The organism is Halomonas sp. E14 (assembly GCF_052568415.1).
Genome location: NZ_CP199423.1, coordinates 1962890 through 1986925 on the forward strand (window position 1 = coordinate 1962890; position 24036 = coordinate 1986925).

The 24036-nt window shown below is 62.9% G+C and carries 23 protein-coding genes; 11 read left to right on the forward strand and 12 right to left on the reverse strand.

Features of this window, described 5'->3' with window-relative positions; translation table 11 throughout:
* The first annotated feature begins 109 nt into the window (after window positions 1–109).
* A complete protein-coding gene (locus ACT7B3_RS09230) occupies window positions 110–652 on the forward strand; it encodes a YaeQ family protein (RefSeq protein WP_444677693.1) in 543 nt (180 codons plus the stop codon).
* A gap of 124 nt (window positions 653–776) precedes the next feature.
* On the forward strand, window positions 777–2255 hold the full coding sequence (gene nhaD, locus ACT7B3_RS09235) for a sodium:proton antiporter NhaD (RefSeq protein ID WP_445157717.1): 1479 nt from the start codon (window positions 777–779) through the stop codon (window positions 2253–2255).
* 203 nt (window positions 2256–2458) lie between these two features.
* Here the strand turns inward: nhaD and ACT7B3_RS09240 are convergent, their stop codons facing one another.
* A complete protein-coding gene (locus ACT7B3_RS09240) occupies window positions 2459–2653 on the reverse strand; it encodes a hypothetical protein (protein WP_445157718.1) in 195 nt (64 codons plus the stop codon).
* Window positions 2654–2757: 104 nt separating this feature from the next.
* Window positions 2758–4464: a potassium/proton antiporter gene (locus tag ACT7B3_RS09245; protein WP_445157719.1), complete on the reverse strand. Its 1707-nt coding sequence runs from the start codon at window positions 4462–4464 to the stop codon at window positions 2758–2760.
* 202 nt (window positions 4465–4666) lie between these two features.
* Here ACT7B3_RS09245 and ACT7B3_RS09250 point away from each other — a divergent pair, with 202 nt between their 5' ends.
* Window positions 4667–5899 (forward strand): ABC transporter substrate-binding protein, encoded by a 1233-nt coding sequence (locus tag ACT7B3_RS09250; protein WP_445157720.1) that lies wholly within the window; start codon window positions 4667–4669, stop codon window positions 5897–5899.
* A gap of 8 nt (window positions 5900–5907) precedes the next feature.
* Here the strand turns inward: ACT7B3_RS09250 and ACT7B3_RS09255 are convergent, their stop codons facing one another.
* From ACT7B3_RS09255 to ACT7B3_RS09265, 3 genes are all read right to left on the reverse strand, one after another.
* Window positions 5908–6687 (reverse strand): alpha/beta fold hydrolase, encoded by a 780-nt coding sequence (locus ACT7B3_RS09255; RefSeq protein ID WP_444677689.1) that lies wholly within the window; start codon window positions 6685–6687, stop codon window positions 5908–5910.
* 27 nt (window positions 6688–6714) lie between these two features.
* A complete protein-coding gene (locus tag ACT7B3_RS09260) occupies window positions 6715–7386 on the reverse strand; it encodes a 7-cyano-7-deazaguanine/7-aminomethyl-7-deazaguanine transporter (protein ID WP_444677688.1) in 672 nt (223 codons plus the stop codon).
* 142 nt (window positions 7387–7528) lie between these two features.
* Window positions 7529–9439 carry a propionyl-CoA synthetase gene (locus tag ACT7B3_RS09265; protein WP_445157721.1) on the reverse strand — a complete coding sequence of 637 codons (1911 nt, stop codon included), beginning with the start codon at window positions 9437–9439 and terminating at the stop codon, window positions 7529–7531.
* Window positions 9440–9782: 343 nt separating this feature from the next.
* Here ACT7B3_RS09265 and ACT7B3_RS09270 point away from each other — a divergent pair, with 343 nt between their 5' ends.
* Window positions 9783–10103 (forward strand): ArsR/SmtB family transcription factor, encoded by a 321-nt coding sequence (locus ACT7B3_RS09270; protein ID WP_444677687.1) that lies wholly within the window; start codon window positions 9783–9785, stop codon window positions 10101–10103.
* Between the two features lie 11 nt (window positions 10104–10114).
* Here the strand turns inward: ACT7B3_RS09270 and sohB are convergent, their stop codons facing one another.
* Entirely contained in the window at window positions 10115–11155 is a 1041-nt protein-coding gene (gene sohB / locus ACT7B3_RS09275) for a protease SohB (protein WP_445157722.1), read from the reverse strand.
* A gap of 143 nt (window positions 11156–11298) precedes the next feature.
* On the opposite strand from sohB, the gene ACT7B3_RS09280 reads away from it, so the two are divergent.
* Window positions 11299–11610, forward strand: a complete 312-nt coding sequence (locus ACT7B3_RS09280; protein WP_444677683.1) for an SCP2 sterol-binding domain-containing protein — start codon at window positions 11299–11301, stop codon at window positions 11608–11610.
* A 116-nt stretch (window positions 11611–11726) separates the two neighbouring features.
* Here ACT7B3_RS09280 and nudC read toward each other — a convergent pair whose 3' ends face one another.
* From nudC to ACT7B3_RS09300, 4 genes are read right to left on the reverse strand one after another with little or no spacing between them, the layout of a single operon-like run.
* Window positions 11727–12518: an NAD(+) diphosphatase gene (gene nudC / locus ACT7B3_RS09285; protein ID WP_445157723.1), complete on the reverse strand. Its 792-nt coding sequence runs from the start codon at window positions 12516–12518 to the stop codon at window positions 11727–11729.
* Window positions 12505–13278 (reverse strand): DNA polymerase III subunit epsilon, encoded by a 774-nt coding sequence (gene dnaQ / locus ACT7B3_RS09290; protein WP_445157724.1) that lies wholly within the window; start codon window positions 13276–13278, stop codon window positions 12505–12507. Before dnaQ ends, nudC begins: the two co-directional genes overlap by 14 nt.
* 16 nt (window positions 13279–13294) lie before the next feature.
* Window positions 13295–13786: a ribonuclease HI gene (rnhA, locus tag ACT7B3_RS09295; protein WP_445157725.1), complete on the reverse strand. Its 492-nt coding sequence runs from the start codon at window positions 13784–13786 to the stop codon at window positions 13295–13297.
* Window positions 13779–14570, reverse strand: a complete 792-nt coding sequence (locus ACT7B3_RS09300; RefSeq protein ID WP_445157726.1) for a methyltransferase domain-containing protein — start codon at window positions 14568–14570, stop codon at window positions 13779–13781. The genes rnhA and ACT7B3_RS09300 overlap by 8 nt, the downstream gene beginning before the upstream one ends.
* A gap of 179 nt (window positions 14571–14749) precedes the next feature.
* Between ACT7B3_RS09300 and gloB the strand changes: the two genes are divergently transcribed.
* From gloB to ACT7B3_RS09330, 6 genes are all read left to right on the forward strand, one after another.
* Window positions 14750–15517, forward strand: a complete 768-nt coding sequence (gloB, locus tag ACT7B3_RS09305; RefSeq protein ID WP_444677680.1) for a hydroxyacylglutathione hydrolase — start codon at window positions 14750–14752, stop codon at window positions 15515–15517.
* Between the two features lie 61 nt (window positions 15518–15578).
* Window positions 15579–16739, forward strand: coding sequence for a transglycosylase SLT domain-containing protein (locus tag ACT7B3_RS09310; protein ID WP_444677679.1), 1161 nt, complete (start codon window positions 15579–15581; stop codon window positions 16737–16739).
* 91 nt (window positions 16740–16830) lie between these two features.
* Window positions 16831–18666: an extracellular solute-binding protein gene (locus ACT7B3_RS09315; protein WP_445157727.1), complete on the forward strand. Its 1836-nt coding sequence runs from the start codon at window positions 16831–16833 to the stop codon at window positions 18664–18666.
* A 30-nt stretch (window positions 18667–18696) separates the two neighbouring features.
* Window positions 18697–19770 (forward strand): microcin C ABC transporter permease YejB, encoded by a 1074-nt coding sequence (locus ACT7B3_RS09320; RefSeq protein ID WP_445157728.1) that lies wholly within the window; start codon window positions 18697–18699, stop codon window positions 19768–19770.
* A 24-nt stretch (window positions 19771–19794) separates the two neighbouring features.
* Window positions 19795–20874 carry an ABC transporter permease gene (locus tag ACT7B3_RS09325; protein WP_445158865.1) on the forward strand — a complete coding sequence of 360 codons (1080 nt, stop codon included), beginning with the start codon at window positions 19795–19797 and terminating at the stop codon, window positions 20872–20874.
* On the forward strand, window positions 20867–22465 hold the full coding sequence (locus ACT7B3_RS09330; protein WP_445157729.1) for an ABC transporter ATP-binding protein: 1599 nt from the start codon (window positions 20867–20869) through the stop codon (window positions 22463–22465). Before ACT7B3_RS09325 ends, ACT7B3_RS09330 begins: the two co-directional genes overlap by 8 nt.
* Before the next feature lie 55 nt (window positions 22466–22520).
* On the opposite strand, the gene ACT7B3_RS09335 is transcribed toward ACT7B3_RS09330, so the two are convergent.
* Together ACT7B3_RS09335 and ACT7B3_RS09340 are read right to left on the reverse strand one after the other, a co-directional pair.
* Window positions 22521–23216 (reverse strand): pseudouridine synthase, encoded by a 696-nt coding sequence (locus ACT7B3_RS09335; RefSeq protein ID WP_445157730.1) that lies wholly within the window; start codon window positions 23214–23216, stop codon window positions 22521–22523.
* Window positions 23216–24031 (reverse strand): amidohydrolase, encoded by an 816-nt coding sequence (locus ACT7B3_RS09340; protein WP_444677677.1) that lies wholly within the window; start codon window positions 24029–24031, stop codon window positions 23216–23218. Before ACT7B3_RS09340 ends, ACT7B3_RS09335 begins: the two co-directional genes overlap by 1 nt.
* Between the last annotated feature and the right edge of the window lie 5 nt (window positions 24032–24036).

A 24036-nucleotide genomic window follows, 5' to 3' on the forward strand; every position in this document is an offset into this window, starting at 1 on the left:
TGGCTTTTCTTTTTTCTGGGGGTTATTCCCAAGCATGGCGGTCTGGCCACCGCTTGCAAGGTGGCGTTGGCAAAGGCTGGGCGAATCCCTTTTTCAGGAGGCTCCCTGAATGGCACTGAAAGCCACTATCTTCAAGGCAAGGCTCCAGATAGCCGACATGGATCGCCATTACTACGGCGAGCATGCCCTCACTCTCGCCCGCCACCCCTCGGAGACCGACGAGCGCATGATGCTGCGCCTGCTTGCCTTCGCTCGCCATGCCGAGGAAGACCTGGCCTTCGGCCGCGGCGTCAGCGCCGACGATGAGCCAGACCTTTGGCTGAAGAACCTGAGCGGCGAGATCGATCTGTGGATTCAGCTTGGCCAGCCGGAAGAGCGTGAGGTACGGCGCGCCTGCGGCCGGGCCAAGCAAGTCGTTCTCTACACCTACAGTGGCCAGGGCGCCAGGATCTGGTGGGAGCAGCTCGGCAACAAGCTCGCCGGGCTTGCCAACCTCTCGATCTACGATATTTCGCCGGAGAGCATGTCGGCGCTGGGGCAGTTGGCGGCTCGCAGTATGGTTCTGAACATAACGCTTCAGGATGGCGCGCTCTGGGTGAGCGATGACAAGACGTCTGTTGAGGTGGAACTTCACGCACGCCTGGCCCATTGACGGATACCTATACCTTCGTCGCAAATTTTCTAGATTGTTAGCCGCCTTATCACTATTGCAGTGCAATAACGCATGTTAAGATTTTGGGGTTTTTCCCCTCCCCTTTCCATGCAGGAACGACCCCATGCCGACTGGCAGCTGCTACCTCCCCAGACTTCGGGCGCAAGCCCGGTGGTCGAGTCTTCTATTGCTGTTACTTCTTGCTATTACGTTCAGTCCCGATGCCTTGGCTGCAACAGGCTCGCTTGACTTGACGGGCTCCACGGTGGGCCTGATCGCCGTCGCCATCTTCGTCCTGGCTTATGCGCTGGTCATGGGCGAAGAGAAATTGCACATGCGTAAATCGAAGCCGGTGCTGGTGGCGGCCGGTCTGATCTGGGCCATGATCGGCTGGGTATATGTCCAGTTGGGAATGCCTGCCGACGCAGAGCACGCCTTTCGCGAAACGCTTCTCGAGTTCACCGAGTTGATGCTGTTCCTGCTGGTGGCGATGACTTATATCAACGCCATGGAGGAGCGCCGCGTCTTTGATGCCCTGCGCTCCTGGATGCTGCGCAAGGGCTTCAGCTACCGCCAGCTGTTCTGGATCACCGGTGGGCTGGCGTTCTTTATTTCTCCCATCGCCGACAACCTGACTACCGCCATGCTCATGTGCGCCGTCGTCACCAAGGTGGCCGAAGGTGACCGACGCTTCATTAACCTATGCTGTATCAACATTGTGATCGCCGCCAACGCGGGCGGAGCCTTCAGCCCCTTTGGTGACATCACCACGTTGATGGTGTGGCAGGCGGGCATCATCCAGTTCTCGGAATTCTTCACCCTGTTGCTGCCGTCACTGGTCAACTTCCTGATCCCGGCCTCGGTGATGAGCTTCTTCATCAAGGCTCACCGGCCGGAAGGCGTATATGAGGATGTCTGGCTCAAGCGCGGAGCCAGGCGCATCGTGCTGCTGTTCCTGCTGACGGTGGCCACGGCCGTGGCCTGTCACACCCTGCTGCATCTGCCCCCAGTGCTGGGCATGATGACGGGACTTGGCTACCTGCAGTTCTTCGGCTACTACCTGCGCCGCAGCCTGCCACGCTCGATAGAGCGCAAGCGCGAGCGCTACACCCGGCGAGGAGACGAACGCAAACTGGCCCAGTTGGGTAGCGTCGTGCCTTTCGATGTCTTCAACCGCGTCGCACGCGCTGAATGGGATACGTTGCTGTTCTTCTATGGCGTAGTGATGTGTGTCGGCGGGCTGGGCTTCATGGGCTATCTAGGGCTGCTTTCCGAAACCCTTTATACGGGCTGGAGCGCCACCTGGGCCAATATCACGCTGGGGGTGATTTCGGCCGTGGTCGATAACATTCCGGTCATGTTCGCCGTGCTTACCATGCAGCCGGAGATGTCGCACGGCCAGTGGCTGTTGATTACCCTGACCGCCGGCGTGGGGGGCAGCCTGCTCTCGATTGGCTCGGCGGCAGGAGTCGCCCTGATGGGCCAGGCAAGAGGAAGCTATACGTTCATGGGGCATTTGCGCTGGGCACCGGTGATCCTGCTGGGCTATATCGCCAGCATTGTCGTGCACCTGTGGCTGAATGCGGCAAGCTTTGCCAACTAAGGCTCCTGCCAATGACTGCGCCCGGCTTCGGCCGGGCGCAGTTGTTTCGAGGGTCTTTACAATTGTGGCTTTGCGAATGGGTCTTGCCGTTAGCACGCTTGTAAAACGGTTTCGTTGAATGAGGCGTGGCTAAGTCGCCACGGTCAATCGAGTAAAGCCGGTCCTGCCTTTTGCAGCAGAAACGCCCATGCCCCAATGTATAGTCAGAAAATGAGCATCAGCAGGCCAATGACCACAAGCAGGCCAATGAGAAAGATGATACCGGCTGTGCTGGCGAGAAATTTGAGCATGGTGTGACTCTCCTTGTCGCTGTGAAACGTCGTTGCGGGAAACGTTGAGGCATCTAGGCCGTGGCCAAAGGCTCGTTGGTTCTGCCGACACGACACTGTGAGTGGCATCGGCCATGTTCCGCTGTTCCCGGTTCGGCAGGCGTCGATGCAGCTGCACGAAGGCTCACCCTGAAGATAGAGCCCACCCTAGGGGGGCGCAAGCGAAGCGGCGGTTAGTAAAGGCGCAGCCCGACCCGAGTGATCCGGTTACCTTCCATGGCACTGACGACCCAGTGGATGCCATGCCAATCCACGTCATCGCCGACCACCGGGTGGCCTCCGACTCGCAGCGAAACAAATTCCGCCAGCGTCATTTCGCTCTCTCCCGGGCTCAGGGTCAGGCCGTATACAGCGGCGATATCGCGCATCAGGGCATCCCCATCGAAGGTGAAGGTGCCGAAGAAGGCCCGCTCCTGCTTCAGCTTGGCGTTGCCGCTGAACAGGCGATTGAGCGCCGGCAGATCATGGCTACGCCCGATCACGCAGATCACATCCCCCACCTTCAGCCGGGTGCTGCCCTTGGGGTGCAACATGGCGTGCTCGCGAAACAGGGCGGAGATCACCGCGCCGGAAGGAAAGCGCAGCAGGCGTATCGGCACGTCGTCGAGGTCTTCGTTGTCCACGACATAGACGAACATCTCGAAGTCGTTTTCTGGCAAGATGCCCAGCGGCCCGCGGTGATTGGGCGAGACGCCCAGGGGCACCTCGACGCGCATCCAGCGGGCCATCAGCGGCAAGGTCCCTCCCTGGATCAGCAGCGACATCAGTACCACCGCAAAGGCCACGTTGAAATAGAGCGCGGAGTTCTCGACCCCCCCGATGACCGGGAAAATCGCCAGCACGATGGGTACTGCACCGCGCAGCCCCACCCAGGAAATGAAGCCGATCTCTCGCCAGCGGAACTTGAAGAAGGGCTTGATGGTGATCAGTACCGCCAGGGGGCGCGCAATGAAGATCAGCGCCAGAGCCACCAGCGAGGCCGGCAGGGCAAATTCCAGCAGCCCCGATGGACTGACCAGCAGGCCCAGGATGAGGAAGAGTCCGATCTGGCTCAACCACGCCAGGCCATCGTGCACAGGCAGGATGAAATTGAGGTGACGACCGGGCTGGTTGCCGATCATCAGCCCGGTGAGGTAGATGGCCAGGAAGCCTGACCCGCCGAGCAGGCTGGTCAGGCCGAAGACGCAGAAGCCAAGCGCCAGGGCCAGCAGCGAATAGAGCCCAGGCGCCAAGTCGAGCGAGCGCAGCAGCTTGGCGCTCAGCCAGCCGCCCCCCAGGCCGATGACCAGGGCCAGGCCGAACTGCGATACCAGGAACAGTACCGTCGAGGCTGCGCCTCGAATGTCCCCTACCAGCATTTCGACCAGCAGCAGCGTGAGGAAGATCGCCATGGGGTCGTTGGTACCCGACTCGATCTCTAGGGTGGCGCTGACGCGTTCGTTGAGATGCACGCCGCGCCCACTGAGCATCGAAAACACGGCCGCCGCATCGGTAGAACCGACGATGGCACCCACCAGCAGTCCCTGGATCAAGGTCAAGTCAAAGACCCACATGGCGATCAGGCCGACTACCGAACTGGTGACGAAGACCCCTAGCGTAGCCAGCGACAACGCGGGCCTGAAGCCGACGCGGAAGGTGGTGAGGCGCGTGCGAAGCCCGCCATCGAGAAGGATCATGGCCAGCGCCAGGTGACCGATCAGGAAGGCTAGCGAATAGTCATCGAATTGAATGCCCAGCACGCCGTCTTCACCCGCCAGCATACCGAGCCCAAGGAAAATCAACAGCAAGGGCAGCCCGACCAGGGAGGAGAGGCGACTGGCAAGTACGCTCAGGGCGATCAGGAAGCCCGAGAGCAGAAAGAGCGTGTTGATCGTATCCATACCGTTCCCCGCTGGCGAAGGGGTCATTATGACATGCCACACCCGCCGGCACAGGGGTAGCTTTGCTAGCCAGCGAGGAGCAGGCGACGCTAAACTGCCGTTTTACGAAGATTTACACTGGCGCCGGAGACCCGCCATGGGCAGTCCACCTCATGCTCGCTGCTACCATTTAGGGCGCCTTGCTGCGCTGCTGCTGCTGTGCTTGCAGCTGACGCCTGCCGTCGCCGAAATGGAAGGCGAAGCAGCGCAGGCTCTAGCGGTCCCGCAGGCCAGTCAGGAGAGTGAATCAAGGCTTGCCACCGGGCCGCTGCCGACGGAAGCCTTGGCCTCTCCGCCGCCCACGCCTCTGGTTGCGGTGCCCCCCGTAGTCGACGGGCCCTCGTTCCTCCGCCTGCTCGTGCCCAGCGCTGCGCTGAGTGCAAGGCCAGCCGAGAAGACAATACTCGAAGACGCGCCGGCCACCGTGGCAAACCCTGAAGTGCCACTGGTGATCAGCGCGCCCGCCGAACCACTGGTGCCCCCGCCGGTTCAAAGGCTGGAGGTGACGCTTGACTGGTACCCGGGCCCTGAACACGCCTTGCTGCTCATCGCGCGCGAAAAGGGTATGTTCAAGCGCCGCGGGCTGGAAGTCGCCCTGGCCACCCCCGCCGACCCCAGCGTACCGGCGAAGCTGCTGGCGGCCGGCAGGACCGACCTGGTCGTCGGGCGCCAGACGCAGCTGCACCTGCTGGCCGACCAGGGGCTTCCGCTCGTTCGCGTGGCTACCCTGGTCGACACGCCCATGGCAGGCCTGGCCTTGCGGGAATCCGTCCTAGCGGGCTCTTCCTCCGAAATCAGTTACGAGACGCTGACCTTCGGCTATATCGACCAGGACGGCCGTGACATTCTGCTGGCACGCGCCCTTGCCCACTTGATGGATATCAGCGCGGCCCTCGACCTGGTCGAGACGCGCGAGGTCAACTACGGTGTGCTCACTGCGCTTCGTGAAGGCGAAGTAGGCGCCATGCTGCTGCATAAGCGCTTCCTGCCACCGCGCCAATGGGCGGACGAGGGCATCGCGACCCGACTGCTGCCCGTTGAGGAACTGGGCCTTCCGCCGCATGATGGGCTAATCCTCATGGCCAATCGCGACCAGATCAACGGCAAGCGCGACGCCATACGGTATGTGGTCGCCGCACTGGAAGAGGCCGCCATGTGGATCGTTAACCATCCTGAGAAAGCCTGGTCGATCATGGCGGAAGCGGAGCCCTTGCTGAATGACCCCAACCTGCGTGAAACCTGGAAGGACATCATGCCGCGGCTGGCATTGCGCCCCGCCGCGGTCGACCTGGGCCGGTATCGGCGCTTCGACCACTATCTGCTGGAGGCGGGCCTGCTGGAGCGAGGCACGCCGGCAGAACGCCTGACTGTCGATCTCGACGGCCAGGCGCCCTGAGCAGCGGGTTACGCCCGCTGCTGCGCCAGGAAGGCGTTGACTTCGGCCTGGAAGGCCTCAGGCTGCTCGGCATGCAGCCAGTGCCCCGCCTGCTCCAGCGTGCGAATTTCCGCCTGGGGCAGCACCGCCAGGATCTCCGGGCGCATCGCGTCGGTCACGTAGTGGGAGCGCCCGCCCCGCAGCAGCAGGGTTGGCCCTTCATAGGCTCCCTCACCGGCCGGCCCCTGCATGATATCGCTGTACCCCGCTTCGATCTGCCGCAGGCCGATACGCAATTCAAGGCCCTGCTCGCCGCGCTCCAAATTGGTGGCAAGGAACAGCCGCGTCGCGCGGTCCTCAACGTGCTCGGCCAGCAGCTCATCGGCCTCCCGCCGCGACGCCGGCTTGCCCGCGTCGACGGAGCGAAGCCCGGCGAACACGGCGTCATGGCCGTGGGAATAGGGCAGAGGCGCAATGTCGGCCACGATCAGCGAGGCCACCCGCTCAGGAGCCAGTCGTGCCAGGCTGATTACCACCTTGCCGCCCATGGAGTGCCCGAGAAGGTGGGCGCGCTCGATGGCCAGCGAATCCATCAGAGCCAGCAGGTCCCCTGCCATCTGCGCATAGTGCATGCCCTCGGCATGGGGTGAGCGACCATGGTTGCGCAGGTCAACGGCCACGACGCGCCGCGCCTGCTGCCACTGCTTGACGTGGGAGCGCCAGTTGTCGGCGCTGCCCAGCAGCCCATGGACCACCACCAGCGGAATGCCCTCTCCTCCGGTATCGGTAAAAGCGAGTTCGACCGTCATGCATGTCTCCCTGGGTCGGTTGTGGGGTCAGGTGCGCTGGGGTGTCAGCTCCTGCTTCCCGGTGAGGTCTACCAGCCGGCGGCTGAGCCATGCCAGCAGCACGCCGTAAAGCGGCAGGAAGAACAGCAGGCTGATGGCGAGCTTGATCACATAGTCGACCACGGCGATTTCCATCCAGTTGGCCGCCATGAAGGGGTCGGGGCTGCGGTAGAAGGCCATCGAGAAGAAGGCCGCCGTATCCGCCAGGTTGCCGAATACGGTCGATACCGCTGGCGCCACCCACCAGGCGCGCAGTCCGCGCAGCCGGTCGAACACCTGAACGTCCAGCAGCTGACCCAGGACATAGGCCATGAAGCTGGCCAGGGCAATACGTGCCACGAACAGGTTCCACTCGCCCAGCGCCTCAATCCCCGCATAGCCGCCGCGGGGAAATACCACGGATACGACGTACGAGATGATCAGTGCCGGCAGCATGACGCGAGTAATGATAGCCCGCGCCGGCTCCTTGCCGAACAGGCGTACCGTCAGGTCGGTGGCCAGGAAGATGAAGGGAAAGCTAAAGGCTCCCCAGGTGGTATGAAAACCGAATAGCGTGAAGGGAAGCTGGACCAGATAGTTGCTGGCGGCAATGACGACAATATGAAACGTGACAAGCAGCGCAACGCAGCGTCGCTGCTGCACTTCGGTCAGGACGAACATGAGCTTTCCTTTTTTTGCGGATGAGGGGTAAGGGAACCCTCGGTTTCACGAGGCGCGGATTATACGCACTGCCGTGGAGCGTGGCCAATCCACCCTGACGTGAAACGCCGCCCCGGGGGGCGGCGTTGCAATCCCGGCAGGCTCAGACCTGGCGGGCTTGGTGCGCGGCTCCGATTTCGCGCGCCTTCATGGCTTCGTGAACATCCTGCAGGCTCGCCGGGTCATCAATGGTCGACGGTACGCCGAATTCCTGGCCATCGGCGATATTGCGCAGCAGCTTGCGTAGGATCTTGCCCGAGCGGGTCTTGGGCAGCCGGTTCACCACCAGCACCTGCTTGAAGCAGGCGATCGGGCCGATCTTGTCGCGGACCAGTGCGATCAGCTCGTTTTCCAGCGCCACTTCATCGCCGTCGAAGCCATCCTTGGGGATGACCAGCCCGACCGGAAGCTGGCCCTTGAGCGCGTCATGGATGCCGATCACCGCGCACTCCGCGACGGCCTTGTGGGCACCAACGACCTCTTCCATCTCGCCGGTCGAGAGGCGATGGCCGGCGATGTTGATCACGTCATCGGTGCGGCCCATGATGAAGAGGTAGCCATCCTGGTCGAAATAGCCGCCGTCACCGGTCAGGTAATAGCCCGGGTAGGCCGCCATGTAGGCACTGTGGAAGCGCCGTGGGTCTCCCCATACACCGACCAGGCATCCGGGCGGCAGCGGCTGCTTGATGACCACGCTACCCTGCTCCATCGCCTTGGCTTGCTCGCCTTCGCGATCGAGGATCTGCACGTCGAAACCGGGCACCGGCACCGTGGCACTCCCGGCCTTGGTCGGCATCGGGTCGAGGCCATGCAGGTTGGCGGCGATCGGCCAGCCGGTCTCGGTCTGCCACCAATGGTCGATCACCGGCACGTCGAGCAGGTCATCGAGCCAGTGGAAGGTCGGCGGATCAAGGCGCTCGCCGGCCAGGAACAGCGCCTTCAGGCAGGAGATGTCGTACTGCTCCAGCAGCTTGCCGTCCGGGTCCTCCTTCTTGATCGCCCGGAAGGCGGTCGGGGCGGTGAAGAAGCTCTTGACCCGGTATTCGCTGATCAGTCGCCAGAACGCCCCCGCGTCGGGTGTCTTGACCGGCTTGCCTTCGTAGACGACCGTGGTGCAACCGCGCAGCAGCGGGGCGTAGACGATGTAGGAGTGCCCCACCACCCAGCCCACGTCGGACGCCGAAAAGAACACGTCGCCCGGCGCCACGTCGTAGATCGCTTCCATGGAGTAGTGCAGCGCCACGGCATAGCCGCCGGTGTCGCGCACCACGCCCTTGGGCTTGCCCGTGGTGCCCGAGGTATAGAGTACGTACAGCGGGTCGGTTGCCTTTACCGGCACGCACGCTGCCGGCGTGGCCTGGGCCGTGAGCGCCGCCCAGTCGTGGTCTTTTTCGCCCAGCGCCGCCTGGAGCTGTTCCCGCTGCAGCACGACGCAGGCCTGGGGCTTGTGCTCGCTCTGCTCGATGGCAGCATCGATGATGGGCTTGTAGGAGATGACGCGATCAACCTCGATACCGCACGATGCCGCCACCACCACCTTGGGCTGTGCATCGTCGATACGCACCGCCAACTCATGCGGGGCGAAGCCCCCGAATACCACCGAATGGATCGCACCCAGGCGGGCACAGGCATACATTGCCACCAGCGCTTCCGGCACCATCGGCATGTAGATGACCACACGGTCGCCCTTCTCGACCCCGAGCGACTGCAATGCACCGGCGAACAGGGCCACCTCGTCGCGCATTTCGCGATAGGTCAGGGTGCGCTTCTTGCCGCTGACGGGGGAGTCCCAGTAAATGGCCGGCTGATCGGCGCGACCATTATCCACATGGTGGTCCAGGGCGGCATGACACAGATTGAGTTCGCCGTCGACAAACCAGCGGGCATGGCCTTGGTCATCGTAATCAAGGATCTTGCTGGGCGGGGTGAACCAGGGTATGCGACCCGACTGCTCCTGCCAGAAGGCTTCAGGCTGATCAATCGACTGACGAAAGGTGGCGTTATAGGTTGTCATGAGCGTCTATCCAGCATCGTGGCGTTACAGGAATTGTTGACACTCTAGAGAAATCCTGAGGAATTACCTTCATACCATCGGCTAATCTGGCGCTCTCCTCCCTTTATCCAACCTAAATTGTCGACAATATTGCAGCTATCGAGACGCACCTTGCACCACTTAAGTTGAATCTTCGTTTGACAGCCGTCGCTTCCCTATCAATGATAACTAAATCAGTAATGGCATGAATCATGTGTGCTGCACCCGAGCTGAAGCAGGAGCACCGGCCAGCAGCGCCTGCCTTCACGCCATTGACACGTCATTCGCCTGGGGGAGCCCTCCGGGCCCGTTCGAGGAGATGACCATGAGCACTTCGCACAGCGCAGCGACGCGTCTTCTCGCCGCCGGCGACCCGGCCATCGACCAGGCCACCGCGCTGCTGAAGGCGCTGGCCAACGAAAACCGATTGCGCATCCTGTGCCTTCTCGACGACACGGAGCTCTCGGTCACCGAGCTCAACCAGCGCCTAGCGCTTAGCCAGTCCGCGCTTTCCCAGCATCTGGCGATTCTCCGCCGCGAAGGCCTGGTCAACACGCGAAGGGCATCGCAGACCATCTACTATTCGCTGCTGGGCGAACAGGCACGCAAGGTGGTGGAAACGCTGGCCAGACTCCAGCAGCTCTAGCGCACGGCGCATCACTTCTTTTCCCAGCGTCCCGCGTCAAGGCGCTCCAAGATGCGCTCCAGACCTGCCTCGATGCCATTGGACACCGCCATGCCCAGTCGCCCTCCCAGGTTATTGCGCGCCTCCAGCCGGACGCTGAGCACACGCGCTTGCGGCAGGCGTGACATCAAGTAGGCCTCGCTGGTACCCAGCGCATCGATCATGCCCTTTTCCAAGGCATCGCGACCGTACCAAATCTCGCCGGTAGCAACAGCTTCGATATCCAGCCCCGGTCGATGCCTGGCGACATGCGCCTTGAAAAGTTGGTGGGTGTGCTCCAGGTCGGACTGGAACTTATCCCGTCCCTCGTCGGTATTCTCGCCGAACACGGTCAGGGTGCGCTTGTACTCACCAGCGGTCAGCAATTCGACGTCAATATCGTGGCGCTTGAGCAGGCGATGCAAGTTGGGCAGCTGGGCAACGACGCCAATCGAGCCAATCACGGCGAAGGGGGCAGCACGCAACTGGTCGGCGGCACAGGCCATGAGATAGCCGCCGCTGGCGGCGACCTTGTCCACGCATACCGTCACGGTGAGACGGGCCTCCTTGAGCCGTTCCACCTGGGCGGCGGCCAGGCCATAGGCGTGTACCAGCCCGCCTGGCGACTCCAGGCGCAGCACCACCTCGTCACCATCGCTCGCCGCTGCCAGCACGGCCGAGATTTCTTCGGCGAGGCGCTGCACCCCGCTGGCCTTGATGTCACCGCGAAAATCAAGCACCCACACGGTCGCCCTCGGCTTCGCCTGCTCTTTCGAGGCCTTGAAACGCTGCTTGTCGTCGCGCCGAAAGCCCTTCAGCAGGCGCTTGCGCAAGCTGGGCTCGGCAGCCGCCAAAGCCAGCCGGCGGCGGCGATGTTCGTAACGCTGGTTCAGCTCTTCAATGCGCAGGCGCAGCCTGTCGCTTCCCGCCTCGCTTCTGGCGCGCGCAAGCACCGCGATGACTATGCCCAGCACTAACGTCAGGATTGTCAACTGGGCGGCAAACCGACCGATATCCATCAACCATTCATTCACTGGCACGACTCCACTTTCTCAGCTTTTCATCATCCTGACGCGAGGCGTCGGTCAGCACAATGGGCTTGATTGAAACGATTGTTTGAAATACCCTCCTAACCCTCTAGCCTTATGCCCAAACCCCTGACGGAGGAATGCCTCACATGTCGAACTCGATCTTTGAAAAGCTGCAGTCCCGCTTCGATCCCCAGGCTGCCAAAGGCATGGATGACGTGTTCCAATTTCACTTCAGCGACAACGGCAGCCATTACCTGGTGGTGAAGGATGGCAGCCTGAACATCGAGGAAGGCGAGCACGATGACCCCTCCGTATCTCTTTCGATGAGTTCCGAGACGCTGAAAGGCATCATGAATGGCGAGGTTAACGGCATGACGGCCTTCATGACCGGCAAGCTCAAGGCGACCGGCAACGTGATGCTGGCTACCAAGCTGACCAGCCTGTTCCCCAAGCGCTGATACACGACGCCAAGCCGGGCAGCTTTAAAACAAAGCCGGGAAAAGCAAAGCCAGACAAAACAAAGCGGGCCACCTCTGGGCGGCCCGCTTTGCTTTATCCCTCCTTTCGCGCTATCTCATGTCGTGGCTGCGCTTGGGCGCGGCTGACCGCTTACTTCGGCAAGGTGCGTCTCGATCAGCGCGCGCGAGATGGAATAGGGTGGCGGCAGCTGAGGCAGCCGGCTCGGCATGAACCAGGCCGCATCGTCGATTTCCACCCCATCGATGCGAATGCGCCGGCTGGCCGCCTCGGCAAAGAAACCCAGCATCAGCGCATGGGGGAACGGCCACGCCTGGCTGCGAAAATAGCGCACTCGGCCTACCGTCACGCCCACCTCCTCGAACACCTCTCGGTGCACGGCCTCCTCGGCCGATTCCCCCGGCTCGATAAAGCCTGCCAGGGTGGAAAAGCGCCCCGGCGGAAAGCGTGGGCTGTGGGCCAGCAGCATGGCATCTCCATGGGTCACCAGGGTGATGATGCAGGGTGAGATGCGCGGGTAGTTGCGGTGTCCGCACTGCTGGCAATGCATGGCGAACTCGGCATCCAGCGGAGCGGCGGCAGTGCCACAGCGGCCACAGAAACGATGGTCGTTCAGCCAGGCGGCAACCTGCAACGCCGTGGAAATCAGCGGAAAGTACGACTCCGGCAACCGAGCCAGCCATTCGCGCCCGCTGGGCCAGTGCGTTTCAGCACAATTATCGAGTGCCAGGGCAACAGGTTCATCATGCCAGTAACACAGCGGCTGCATGGCCGCGCTCCAGGGTTGAGCAGGCTGCAGTAGCAGGCCCTCCGGGCCGGGCGCTATGCGGCCTTCCGCAATGCGTATCACCCTGCCAGCACGCTCCAGGGGCAGCTCACGGCGCAGCATCAGGCGCCACTTCCGTTGTGCTGGCCTCAGCGTTCAATGCATCCCAGTGGCACACCCCGGCGACCTTGCGGATCTGGGCCAGCTTGGCCTCATGAGCAGTTAGCTCAACCGTAGCCGGCCGAACCACTCGTAGTGCGCCCGCCGGCAGCGACAGGCGTCGAATGGCGTGGCCTTTGGCCATGGCCTCGCCCCCTGCCCCTTCGTCCGCGTCCAGCGTCAGTGCGGTCTGGCCGCCCGTCATGGCCAGATACACTTCCGCCAGGATTTCAGCGTCAAGCAGGGCGCCGTGCAGCACCCGACGACCGTTGTCGATCTCGTAGCGTTTGCACAGCGCATCGAGGTTGTTGCGCTGGCCCGGATGGCGGTCGCGGGCCAACTGCAGGGTATCCAGTACCTCGCAGTGTGCAGCGACAGGGCCGAGCCGAGGTTCACCGCGCTGCGCCTGCAGCCGCGAGAACTCGTGATCAATGAAGCCGACATCGAAGGCGGCATTGTGAATCACGAGCTCCGCACCGCGCACGAATTCCCAGAACTCATCGGCAATGGCGGCAAACACCGGCTTGTCGGCCAGAAATTCGTTGGTAATGCCGTGCACCTGGATGGCCTCGGCTTCAACTTCACGCTCTGGGTTGATGTACTGATGGTACGTCCTGCCCGTAAAGCGCCGGTTGATCATTTCGATGGCGCCAATCTCGATAAGGCGATGTCCCTCGCGGGGATCGATACCGGTCGTTTCGGTATCCAGTACGATCTGACGCATGACGCTGCTCTTTCGTTTACGTAGGGTTGCGTACGGTACGCCTGGCCGGTCCGTGGGCATCGATAGCGGCGTTGGCCAGCGCGTCGGCACGCTCGTTGCCAGGGTGGCCACTGTGGCCCTTCACCCAGTGCCAGGACATGTCGTGGCGCTGGGTTTCTTCCAGTAGGGCCTGCCACAGCTCGGCATTCTTTACCGGCTGGCGTGCCGCGGTCTTCCATCCGCGCTTCTGCCAGCCATGGATCCACTCGGTGATGCCGCGCCGCAGGTACTCCGAGTCGGTCCACAGCTGTACCTGGCAGCGCCGCTTCAGCGCGCGCAGCGCCATGATGGCAGCCATCAGTTCCATGCGGTTGTTGGTGGTGGCCGGCTCGAAGCCATTGAGGGTCTTTTCATGCTTGCCGCTGATCAGCACGGCCCCCCAGCCGCCGGGCCCGGGGTTGCCGCGACAGGCGCCATCAGTGTAGACGATGACGTCGGGAAGCGGCGTAGCGTTTGGGGTGTCACTCAACCTCTGCGGTCCTTTTGCTGGTGGTTTCCTGGGCGCGCCGCGCCACCCGAGAGGAGGCATGTCCCAGCGCACCCCCGCCTAGCGCGCTGCCCAACCGCAGCCGCGGACGCTGGATCTGAGCCAGCTTGGTGCTGCGCCTTGCACGGATGATGTAGCTGTCTCCAAGGGGCACATTGTGTCGACGCCCCAGGGTTTCCAGCGACGCATTGCCGGGCATGCGGCCCGGCAGGTGAAAGCCGCAGTAGTCTACCCGTTCGATGCGGAAATCGACAAACGCAAGCCAGTCGCGCAGCTTGGCCGGGGTACGCCAGCTGCCGCGCCAGGGCAGTCGGTCACGGCGCCCGGGATAGAGTCGCGACAGGCCGGACAACCCCATCGGTGCCCAGCCGAGGATGATCAGGCAGCCGTCGTCGGCGGTGATCCGAGCGGCCTCCTGCAGCAGGCGGTGAGGGCTCGGTGCGACTTCCAGCAAATGATGCACGAGCACCAGGTGAAGGCTCTCGTCGGGCAGCGGCAGCGCATCGGGCTCGCAGACCAGGGTGGAGGGCTGTTCGGAAAGTTCGACGCTGGGTGCCCAGCGCATGCTATGGCGGATCGGTGACATATCAATCAGCGAAGGGGCCATGCCGAGCTCCAGGCTGTGGCCGCCGTGCAGGCGTTCGCAGACCGGGCCCAGACAGGCTCGTTCACTCTTCCAGTGGGCGATGCCGTCCGCACTCGACCAGTAGCGCCGTCCCTCGCGGTAGAGTTGCGCGAGAGTCAGCATGGCTTGCGGATTTGACATTGACGACCAAAGCCTCCAAGATCAGCGGTTTTGCAACCAAGATAGATGACATTGGCGATTTCCACCGCCTTCGCGATGCCCCTCGGCCGCTCTCTTCGTCGTTCCACTGCAACGGAGCCATGCTGCGGCCGCACGACCCGGCACAAAACGGTTGACGACGCGACGAGGACAGTCTGACCATGCTCAGCGTGACACCGATTCCCGCTTTTAGCGACAACTATATCTGGCTGTTGCGACAGGATTCGAGCCCCGACGTATGCGTCGTGGACCCCGGCGATGCCCGCCCGGTGATCCAGATGTTGGAGCGAGAGAACCTATCGCTAACCACTATTCTAGTCACACATCACCACCCGGATCATATCGGCGGCCTAACGGAACTCATCGAGCGCTATGCCCCCCATGTGATCGGCCCCCGTAATCCGCATATCCAGGGTATCGACGAACACGTCGGCGAAGGCGACAGCTGCCGCGTGCTCGGCCGACAATTCGATGTGTTCGAGGTGCCGGGCCACACGTTGGACCATATCGCCTTCTTCACTGCCGGCATTCCACCGCTACTGTTCTGTGGCGACACCCTCTTCTCAGGTGGCTGCGGCCGGTTGTTCGAAGGCACGCCGCAGCAGATGTTCCATTCGCTGCAGCGTCTTGCCGAGCTGCCCGCCGATACGCTGGTGTTCGCCGCTCACGAATACACGCGCGCCAATCTTGAATTTGCGCGTGCGGCCGACCCCGACAACAGCGATGTGCGCACGGCGCTAGCCGACACGATGCTCGCCAGAGAGCTCGACCGCCCCACGCTGCCCAGCAATTTGGCTCGTGAAAAGCGCATCAATCCGTTTCTGCGCACTGCCGACGCCGGGGTGCGGGCCGCCGCGGCACAGCATGGCGGAACCGATACCGACGAAGCCACCTTCGCCACCCTGCGTGCCTGGAAGGATAGATTCTGATGCGCCACACCATTGCCACCCGCCCTTCAGCCAACCGCAGCTGCGAACTGGAGAGGGAAACATGACGTTTCGAACGACTCGGCGCCGGGCCATTTGCCTTGCCAGCCTGCTGGCGGCGCTCGGCGCTACCGCCTTACCCGGACTAAACGTACAGGCGGCCCCGGCGTTCGGGGCCTTGCAGCCGATCCCCACCCACCACTTCTGGGACGATCTCCAACTGAGAGCGCAACCCGGCGACACCTGGGAGCGACTGCGCGACAATCTGCAGTGGCAGGATCGCTACCAGCATGAACGCGTGCAGCACTGGATCGATTACTACCGCTCCAACCCGGCCAACGTTCTTGGCATTGTCGAGCGGGCCCGCCCCTGGCTCTTCTGGATCAATGAACAGGTGGAACTGAGGGGCCTGCCGGGCGAAATCTCCCTTATTCCCTTCATCGAAAGTGCTTTCGACCCCCACGCGCTGAGCCATCGCGGTGCCGCGGGCCTGTGGCAGTTCATGCCGGGAACGGCAACGGCCCTGGGGCTGCGCAGCCAGGGTGGCTACGATGGCCGCCTCGATGTTATCGCTTCCACCCAGGCGGCGCTGGATTACATCGAACTGCAGGCCGAACAGTGGTACGACGGCGATATCGAACTGTCGCTGGCGGCCTACAATGCCGGAGCGGGCACGGTGAACCGAGCGCGCCACAGTGCGGCGGCACAGGGTGCGCCGAACGACTACTGGCACCTCAGCCTACCGAACGAGACCATGCACTACCTGCCCAAGCTGTATGCGATCGCCGCTATCATCGCCGAGCCCGAACAGCACGGCGTTGTGCTGCCCGATATCGACGATGCACCCGCTTTCGCCAAGGTGCCGGTCGAAACGGTAATCAATCTGCAGCAGCTTGCGGCGGCCACGGGCGTGGACAGCCGCGAGCTGCGTGCGCTCAATCCCGGGCTGACCAACGGCCAGGCCAGCCCCGCAACGGCAGAGGTGGTGCTGGTGCCCATCGAGCATGAAGAGGCAGTACTGGCACGCCTCACCGCACCGAGCGTCGAGCCTGGGCCCGGCAGCACGGAGCGTTACATCGTGCAGCGGGGAGACAGCCTGTCGGCGATTGCCTCGCTCCACGGCGTGAGCCTGGTGGAGCTGCGACAGCACAATGGCCTAAATGGCGATGTCATCCAGATCGGCCAGGCGCTGGAGATTCCGCGCCGCAGCCTGGCCGCACGCTGAGCGGGACTGAGGTAAAGGTTTACAATGCACAGTGGGCCTGACACCTTATGGCCATTGCCTGCATGGGCGGTGGCCATCAAGGAAGTCATTGATGCGGTTTGTCATTCATAGCCTTTTCCTCAGCCTTTCACTTATCGCCTGGGCGCCACTCGCTCTGGCGGACGAGGCCACAGAGGCCATTACCGTTCACGGCCTGTCGTTGTACGACGAACCGGCGCTCGCCGCCGACTTCCCCCACTTCCCGTATGTGAACCCCGAGGCACCCAAGGGCGGCACCATGACCCAGGCCGCGGTGGGCAGCAGCTTCGACTCGACCAACCCCTTCATCATTCGCGGCACCCCTGCCATCGGTGTGGGCGAAATCTACGACACCCTGCTGGTCGAGAATCTCGACGAGCCTTTCAGCGTCTACGGCCTGCTCGCTTCAGGAATGCGGCTCGACCCCGAGCGCTACTGGATCGAGTTCGACCTTCGCCCCGAGGCCCGCTTCCACGATGGCGAGGCGGTGACCGCCGAAGACGTGGTCTTCAGCTTTTACCTGCTGATCGAGCAGGCCAACCCCTTCTACCGGGCCTATTACGCCGACGTAGAGCGCGTCGAGGCGCTCGATCGCCACCGGGTGCGCTTCGAATTCTCCAACAATGACTCCCGCGAGCTGCCGCTGATCGTCGGCCAACTGCCAATCTTGCCGAAGCATTACTGGGAGTCGCGCGATTTCACCGCACCGACGCTGGCGCGTCACCCGGGTTCCGGCCCCTATCGCATCGCCGAGGTGGAACCCGGCAGGCGCATCGTCTATCAGCGCGTCGAGGACTACTGGGCTCGCGACCTGCCGGTGAACCGCGGCCGCCACAACATCGACCGCCTGGTCTTCGACTACTACCGGGATCGCGACATCGCCTGGGAAGCGTTCAAGGCCGGCGTGATGGACTATCGCATCGATGCGCGGGCCGCCACTTGGGCGATCGGCTATGACTTTCCTGCCTACCGGGACGGCCTGGTCCGCCGAATCACCGTGCCCGATGGCCATCCGTCCAGGATGCAGGCCTTCGTCTTCAACCTGCGCCAAGAGAAGTTTCAGGACCCTCGCGTCCGCGAAGCGCTCAACCTGACGTTCGACTTTCCTTGGCTGAACGCCAACCTCTTCTATGACTCCTACTATCGCACCGAGAGCTATTTTCAGAACTCGGTGATGCAGGCCGAGGGGCTGCCGAGTGAAGCGGAGCGGGATCTGCTGGCGCCATTCGCCGACCGACTGCCGTCGCGGGTCTTCGATGAACCGCTGCCCATCGGTCACCCCGAGGACCTGCGCGAGCGCCTGAGGCTCGCCTATGACCTGCTGCTGCAGGCAGGCTACGAAGTACGCGACGGGACACTGGTGAACGCCGAGACCGGGCACCCGCTGACCATCGAGGTGATGCTGTTCGATAGCGGGCTGGAGCGAGTCGTCCAACCGATGCTGCGCAACATGTCGCGCCTGGGCATCCAGGGCCGCTTGCGCATCGTGGACATCAATCAATACCTCAATCGCCTGCGCAGCTTCGACTTCGAGATCATTACCGGGCAATTTCCGCAGTCGAACAATCCCGGCAACGAGCAGCGCGAATACTGGACCAGCGAGTTTGCCGAGAGCCCTCAGAGCCGCAACCTCATGGGACTCCAGCATCCGGTAGTGGATCAGCTAGTGGACCGGCTGATTCGCGCGTCGAGCCGCGAGGAGCTGAACACAACCGCGCAGGCGCTGGATCGTGTGCTGCGCTGGGAGTTCATAACCATCCCCCACTACCATTCGGGCGAGACGCGTATCGCGATATGGGACAAGTTCGGCTATCCCGAGCCCTTCCCGACCTACGGGCTCGACCTGTCGGCCTGGTGGGTGGACATCGAGCGAGAAGCGGAGCTCAATCGACGCCTGCGGCGTCGCTGAGGCCACTGCCGTTTATATCAGGGAGCCAATGTGAGCCGTTATATTCTCCGACGCCTGCTGCTCATGATACCGACGCTGATCGGCATCATGCTGCTCAACTTCATCATTGTGCAAGCAGCGCCCGGCGGGCCCATCGACCAGATGCTGGCCCGCTTTGAAGGCATGGATGGCATGGCCAGCACCCGCCTGGATGCCGGCGGCGGCGACGTGGTGATACGCGATGAATCCCGCGCCGCACGCGGGATCGACCCCCGCTTTATCGAACAACTCGAGCAGCAGTTCGGATTCGACAAGCCCGCCCATGAGCGCTTCCTGACCATGATGCGCGACTACGCCACCTTCGATTTCGGCAACAGCTTCTTTCGCGACCGGCCGGTGGTCGATCTCATGATCGAGCGGCTTCCGGTGTCGATCTCCCTGGGCCTATGGACCACGCTGTTGGTTTATTTGATCTCCATCCCGCTGGGCATACGCAAGGCGCTGCGGCACGGCTCGCGCTTCGATGTCTGGAGCTCCGGGTTGGTCATCGTCGGCTATGCCATCCCGGGCTTTCTGTTCGCCATTCTGCTGATCGTACTGTTCGCGGGCGGCAGCTACTGGGATCTCTTCCCGCTGCGCGGGCTGACCTCGCCCGATTTCGACGAGCTGTCGACCTGGGGCAAGATCAAAGATTATTTCTGGCACATCACCCTGCCCGTCACGGCCATGACCATCGGCAGCTTTGCCACCTTGACCATGCTGACCAAGAACAGCTTCCTGGACGAGATCCACAAGCAGTACGTGCTGACCGCTCGTGCCAAGGGTGCCAGCGACCGCAGGACGCTCTACGGCCATGTCTTTCGCAACGCCATGCTGATCATCATCGCCGGCCTGCCCGGCGCGTTGATCACCATCTTCTTCACCGGCTCGCTGCTGATCGAGGTGATCTTCTCGCTGGAAGGACTCGGGCTGCTGGGCTTCGAGGCCGTCATGCAGCGCGACTATCCGGTCATTTTCGGCACCCTGTTCCTCTATACCCTGATCGGGCTGATCCTCAAGCTGGTGTCTGACCTCACCTACGTGTGGGTGGACCCCCGCATCGATTTCGAGACACGGGAGTCCTAACCGATGGCATGGTTTTCACCGCCAATGAAAGGCCTTTCCTCACTCTCGCCGATCACACAGCGCCGCATTCGCGTGTTTCGCCAGAACCGCCGGGCGCGCGTGTCGCTGTGGATCTTCCTGACGCTGTTCATCGTCAGCCTGGGTGCCGAGCTGATCGCCAACGACAAGCCGTTGCTGCTGCGCTACGACGGCCAGTGGTACACGCCGCTGCTGGTCGACTATCCCGAGACCGAGTTTGGCGGTTTCCTGCCGACGCGGACGGACTACCATGATCCGTTCATCCAGGCGCAGATCGCGCAGCACGGCTGGGCCATCTGGCCGCCGATTCCGTTCTCCTACCAGACGCTAGACATGCAGATGATGCGGCCCTCCCCTTCGCCACCAGATCGCCGCCACTGGCTTGGTACCGATGACCAAGGCAGGGATGTGCTGGCCCGCGTCATCTACGGCTTTCGCCTGTCGGTATTCTTTGCCCTGGTACTGACCGCTGGCTCGTTGGCCATGGGCGTGGTCATCGGGGGGATACAGGGCTATTTCGGCGGCAAGACCGACCTGATCGGGCAGCGGCTCACGGAGATCTGGTCCGGGCTGCCGGTGCTGTTCCTGCTGATCATCCTGGCCAGCCTGGTGCAGCCCGGGTTCTGGTGGCTGCTCGGCATCATGCTGCTGTTCTCGTGGTTAGGGCTTGTCGATGTGGTGCGCGCTGAATTCCTGCGGGCGCGAAACCTGGAATACGTGCGTGCCGCCAAGGCCATGGGCTTGCCGTCTCGGCTGATCATGTGGCGCCACGTGCTGCCCAACGCCATGGTAGCCACGCTCACCTTCATTCCGTTCCTGTTCACCGGTGCCATCACCACCCTGACCGCGCTGGACTTCCTCGGTTTCGGCCTGCCGCCCGGCTCTCCCTCGCTGGGCGAACTGGTGGCCCAAGGCAAGAACAACCTGCATGCGCCCTGGCTTGGCATCACCGCTTTCGTCAGCCTTTCACTGATGCTCTCGCTGCTGGTCTTCATCGGCGAGGGGCTGCGCGACGCCTTCGATCCGCGCCATATCCAGCACGCTCCCACCGCCACTCCGTTGACCAGGACCCAGCCCAATGCCTGATTCCGCCTCTCGCGACCTGCTGCACCTCGACAGGCTCACCATCAGCTTCGACGGCAAGCCGGTCGTTCAGGAGCTTTCGCTCCACGTCCGGCGCGGCGAAACCGTGGCCCTGGTAGGCGAATCAGGATCGGGCAAGTCGGTGTCGGCGCTCGGCACCATGAACCTACTGCCCGACAATGCCCAGGTCAGCGGTGGCCGTTGGCTGGGTGAGACGAACCTGGCCAACCTTAAATCCCGCGACTGGCAGGCGCTGCGCGGCGGCCGCGTCGGCTTCGTATTCCAGGAGCCCATGACGTCGCTCAACCCCCTGCACACCGTGGCCAAACAGATCGGCGAAACGCTGCGGCTGCATCAGGGTCTGACGGGGCGCGAAGCCAGGGAGCGTACGCGCGTGCTGCTTGAACAAGTGAAGCTGCCCCGCCCCGGCGAACTGCTCGATGCCTGGCCACACCAGCTCTCCGGCGGCCAGCGTCAGCGCGTCATGATCGCGATGGCCATCGCCAACGACCCAGAACTGTTGATCGCCGATGAGCCCACCACGGCGCTGGATGTGACTGTGCAACAGGAGATCCTCGCCTTGCTGGCGGAGCTGCGCGACCGTCACGGCATGGGCATGCTCTTCATTACCCACGACCTGAATCTGGTACGCCGCCATGCCGATCGCGTCTGCGTGCTGTATGCAGGCAAGGAGCAGGAAACCGGGCCTGTAGCCGAGGTGTTCCAGGCCCCTCGCAGCGACTACACCCGGACCCTGCTGGCTGCCGAGCCGGTGGGACGACCGCAGCCGGTGGCCGACGCCGCCCCGCTGCTGCAGGCACGCCAGCTGTCGGTCAGCTTTCAGCGCCCCAAGCGGCTTTTCGCCAAGCGGCCGCCTGCGTTCGAGGCCGTCAAGCCGCTCGACCTCACGCTTGCGCCGGGAGAAACCCTGGGTATCGTGGGGGAATCCGGTTCGGGGAAGACGACGCTGGCGATGGCACTGCTGCGTCTGGTCGAAAGCCGTGGGGAGATCGTGTTCGACGGCGAGCGGCTGGACTGCCTGCGCGGAAATGCTCTGCGTGCGCGTCGTCGACGCTTTCAGGTGGTGTTTCAGGACCCCTACGGCTCGCTGTCTCCGCGCCTACCGGTATCGGATATCGTCAGCGAGGGGCTGCGGTTCCACTGCCCCGAGCTAAGTGAGCAGGACGTAGTGGCCCGCGTACAGCAGACGCTGCAGGAAGTTGGCCTGCCGAGCGACTGTGCGGCCCGCTATCCGCATGAATTCTCAGGTGGCCAGCGCCAGCGGATCGCCGTGGCCCGCGCCCTGATTCTCGAACCTGAGCTGGTGGTGCTCGACGAGCCCACCTCGGCCTTGGATCGTACCGTACAGAAGCAACTGGTCGAGCTGCTGCGTGAGCTGCAGGCGCGACGGGGTCTGAGTTACCTGTTCATCAGCCATGACCTGGCGGTGGTACGCGCGATGGCACATCGAGTCATGGTTTTGAAGGAAGGTGCGTTGGTCGAAGAAGGTGAATGCCTGTCGCTCCTTGAAGCGCCATCCCAAGACTATACGCGTGCTCTGGTGGCGGCCGCAGGCCTGACGACTCAGGCCTGATTCCACCCAGATTGGCGATGTCTGTGAGGACAAGAATGATAACGGTATAAATGTCTTAACGAAACGCTTCAACCTCCGCATCCGTCAGCGTACGCCACTCGCCTTCTGCAAGATCATCCAGCGCAAGTGGCCCAATTGCCACCCGCTGCAGGTCAACCACTGCATTGCCAAGCGCGGCGAACATGCGTTTCACCTGGTGATAGCGGCCTTCGTACAGTGTCAGTGCCACTTCGGTCGGCGACAGCACGTCGAGCTCTGCCGGCAGCGTCGGCTTCTCTTCCCCTTCGAGCAGGATACCCTCATGAAAAATCACCACGGCGTCGTCTGGGTGCGCCAGGGGTTCGGCCAGCCTGGCGCGATACACCTTGCCACAGCGTTTTCGCGGCGAGGTGATCCGGTGCGCCCACTGTCCGTCATCCGTGAGCAGGACGAGTCCGGTGGTATCCACGTCAAGCCGGCCAACCGGCTGTAGGCGCTCCGCCTTGGGCAGGTCAATGAGATCGATGGCACGCGGATAGAGTCCCCTGCGGGAAGTGCATTCCACCCCTGCCGGCTTGTGCAGCATCACGTAACGCAGCCCGACCAGTTCCAGAAGTTCATCGTTCCAGTGCACCCGATCGGTGGGATCGAGATGTGTCGCCGGCTGCTTGACGATCTCACCGTTGACGCGAACCTCGCCACGCTGCATCGCCTTTTTGGCCAGGCTGCGGGTCAGGTCGGTCGTTTCCGCCAGGAAGCGGTCGAGGCGCATCAGAACCCCACTCCGTCGGCCAGGGAAAAGTGGTCGGCATCGCGCCAGGCGGGAAACTTCTGGCGAAACTCCTCGAGCTCGGCGTGACGCAGCGTGGCTGTGCGAATGAAGCTGCTGCCCTGCGGTTCGTCAATGATCGGCTCGCCCTTGACATCCACCAGCATGGAATCGCCGCTGTACTGCATGCCGTTGGCATCCTCACCGACGCGATTCACCCCGATGACGGGGCACAGATTCTCGATGGCGCGCGCCTGCAGCAGGATACGCCAGGGATGACGCCGCGGCGCCGGCCAATTGGCCACGCACAGCAAGGCATCGTATTCGAAGTGCTCACCTGGCGCCGGGCTCTGGCGAAGCCAAACGGGGAAGCGCAGGTCGTAGCAAACGCTCAGCAGGATACGAAAGCCCTTGAGCGTGACGATCACACGCTCATGCCCCATGGAGTAGCGCTCATGCTCACCCGCCATGCGAAACAGATGCCGCTTGTCGTAATAGACGATGCTGCCATCCGGGCGGGCCCACACCAGGCGGTTGAAGTAGTGGCCGCCCTCTTGCACCGCCACGCTGCCGGTCACCACGCAGTTGCGCTGCGCTGCCTGCTGCTGCAGCCAGGCCACCGCACGGCTCTCACCCATCGGCTCGGCCATTTCGCGTGAATTCATGGTGAAGCCGGTGGAGAACATTTCGGGCAGCACGATCAGATCGGTGTCTTCACCGCTCAGATCGCCCAGCAGCGCCTCGAGTCGTTGGCAGTTGGCCTGCGCATCTTCCCAGCGCAGATCGCACTGCACCAGGGTGGCACGTAAGTCGCTCATGTCGG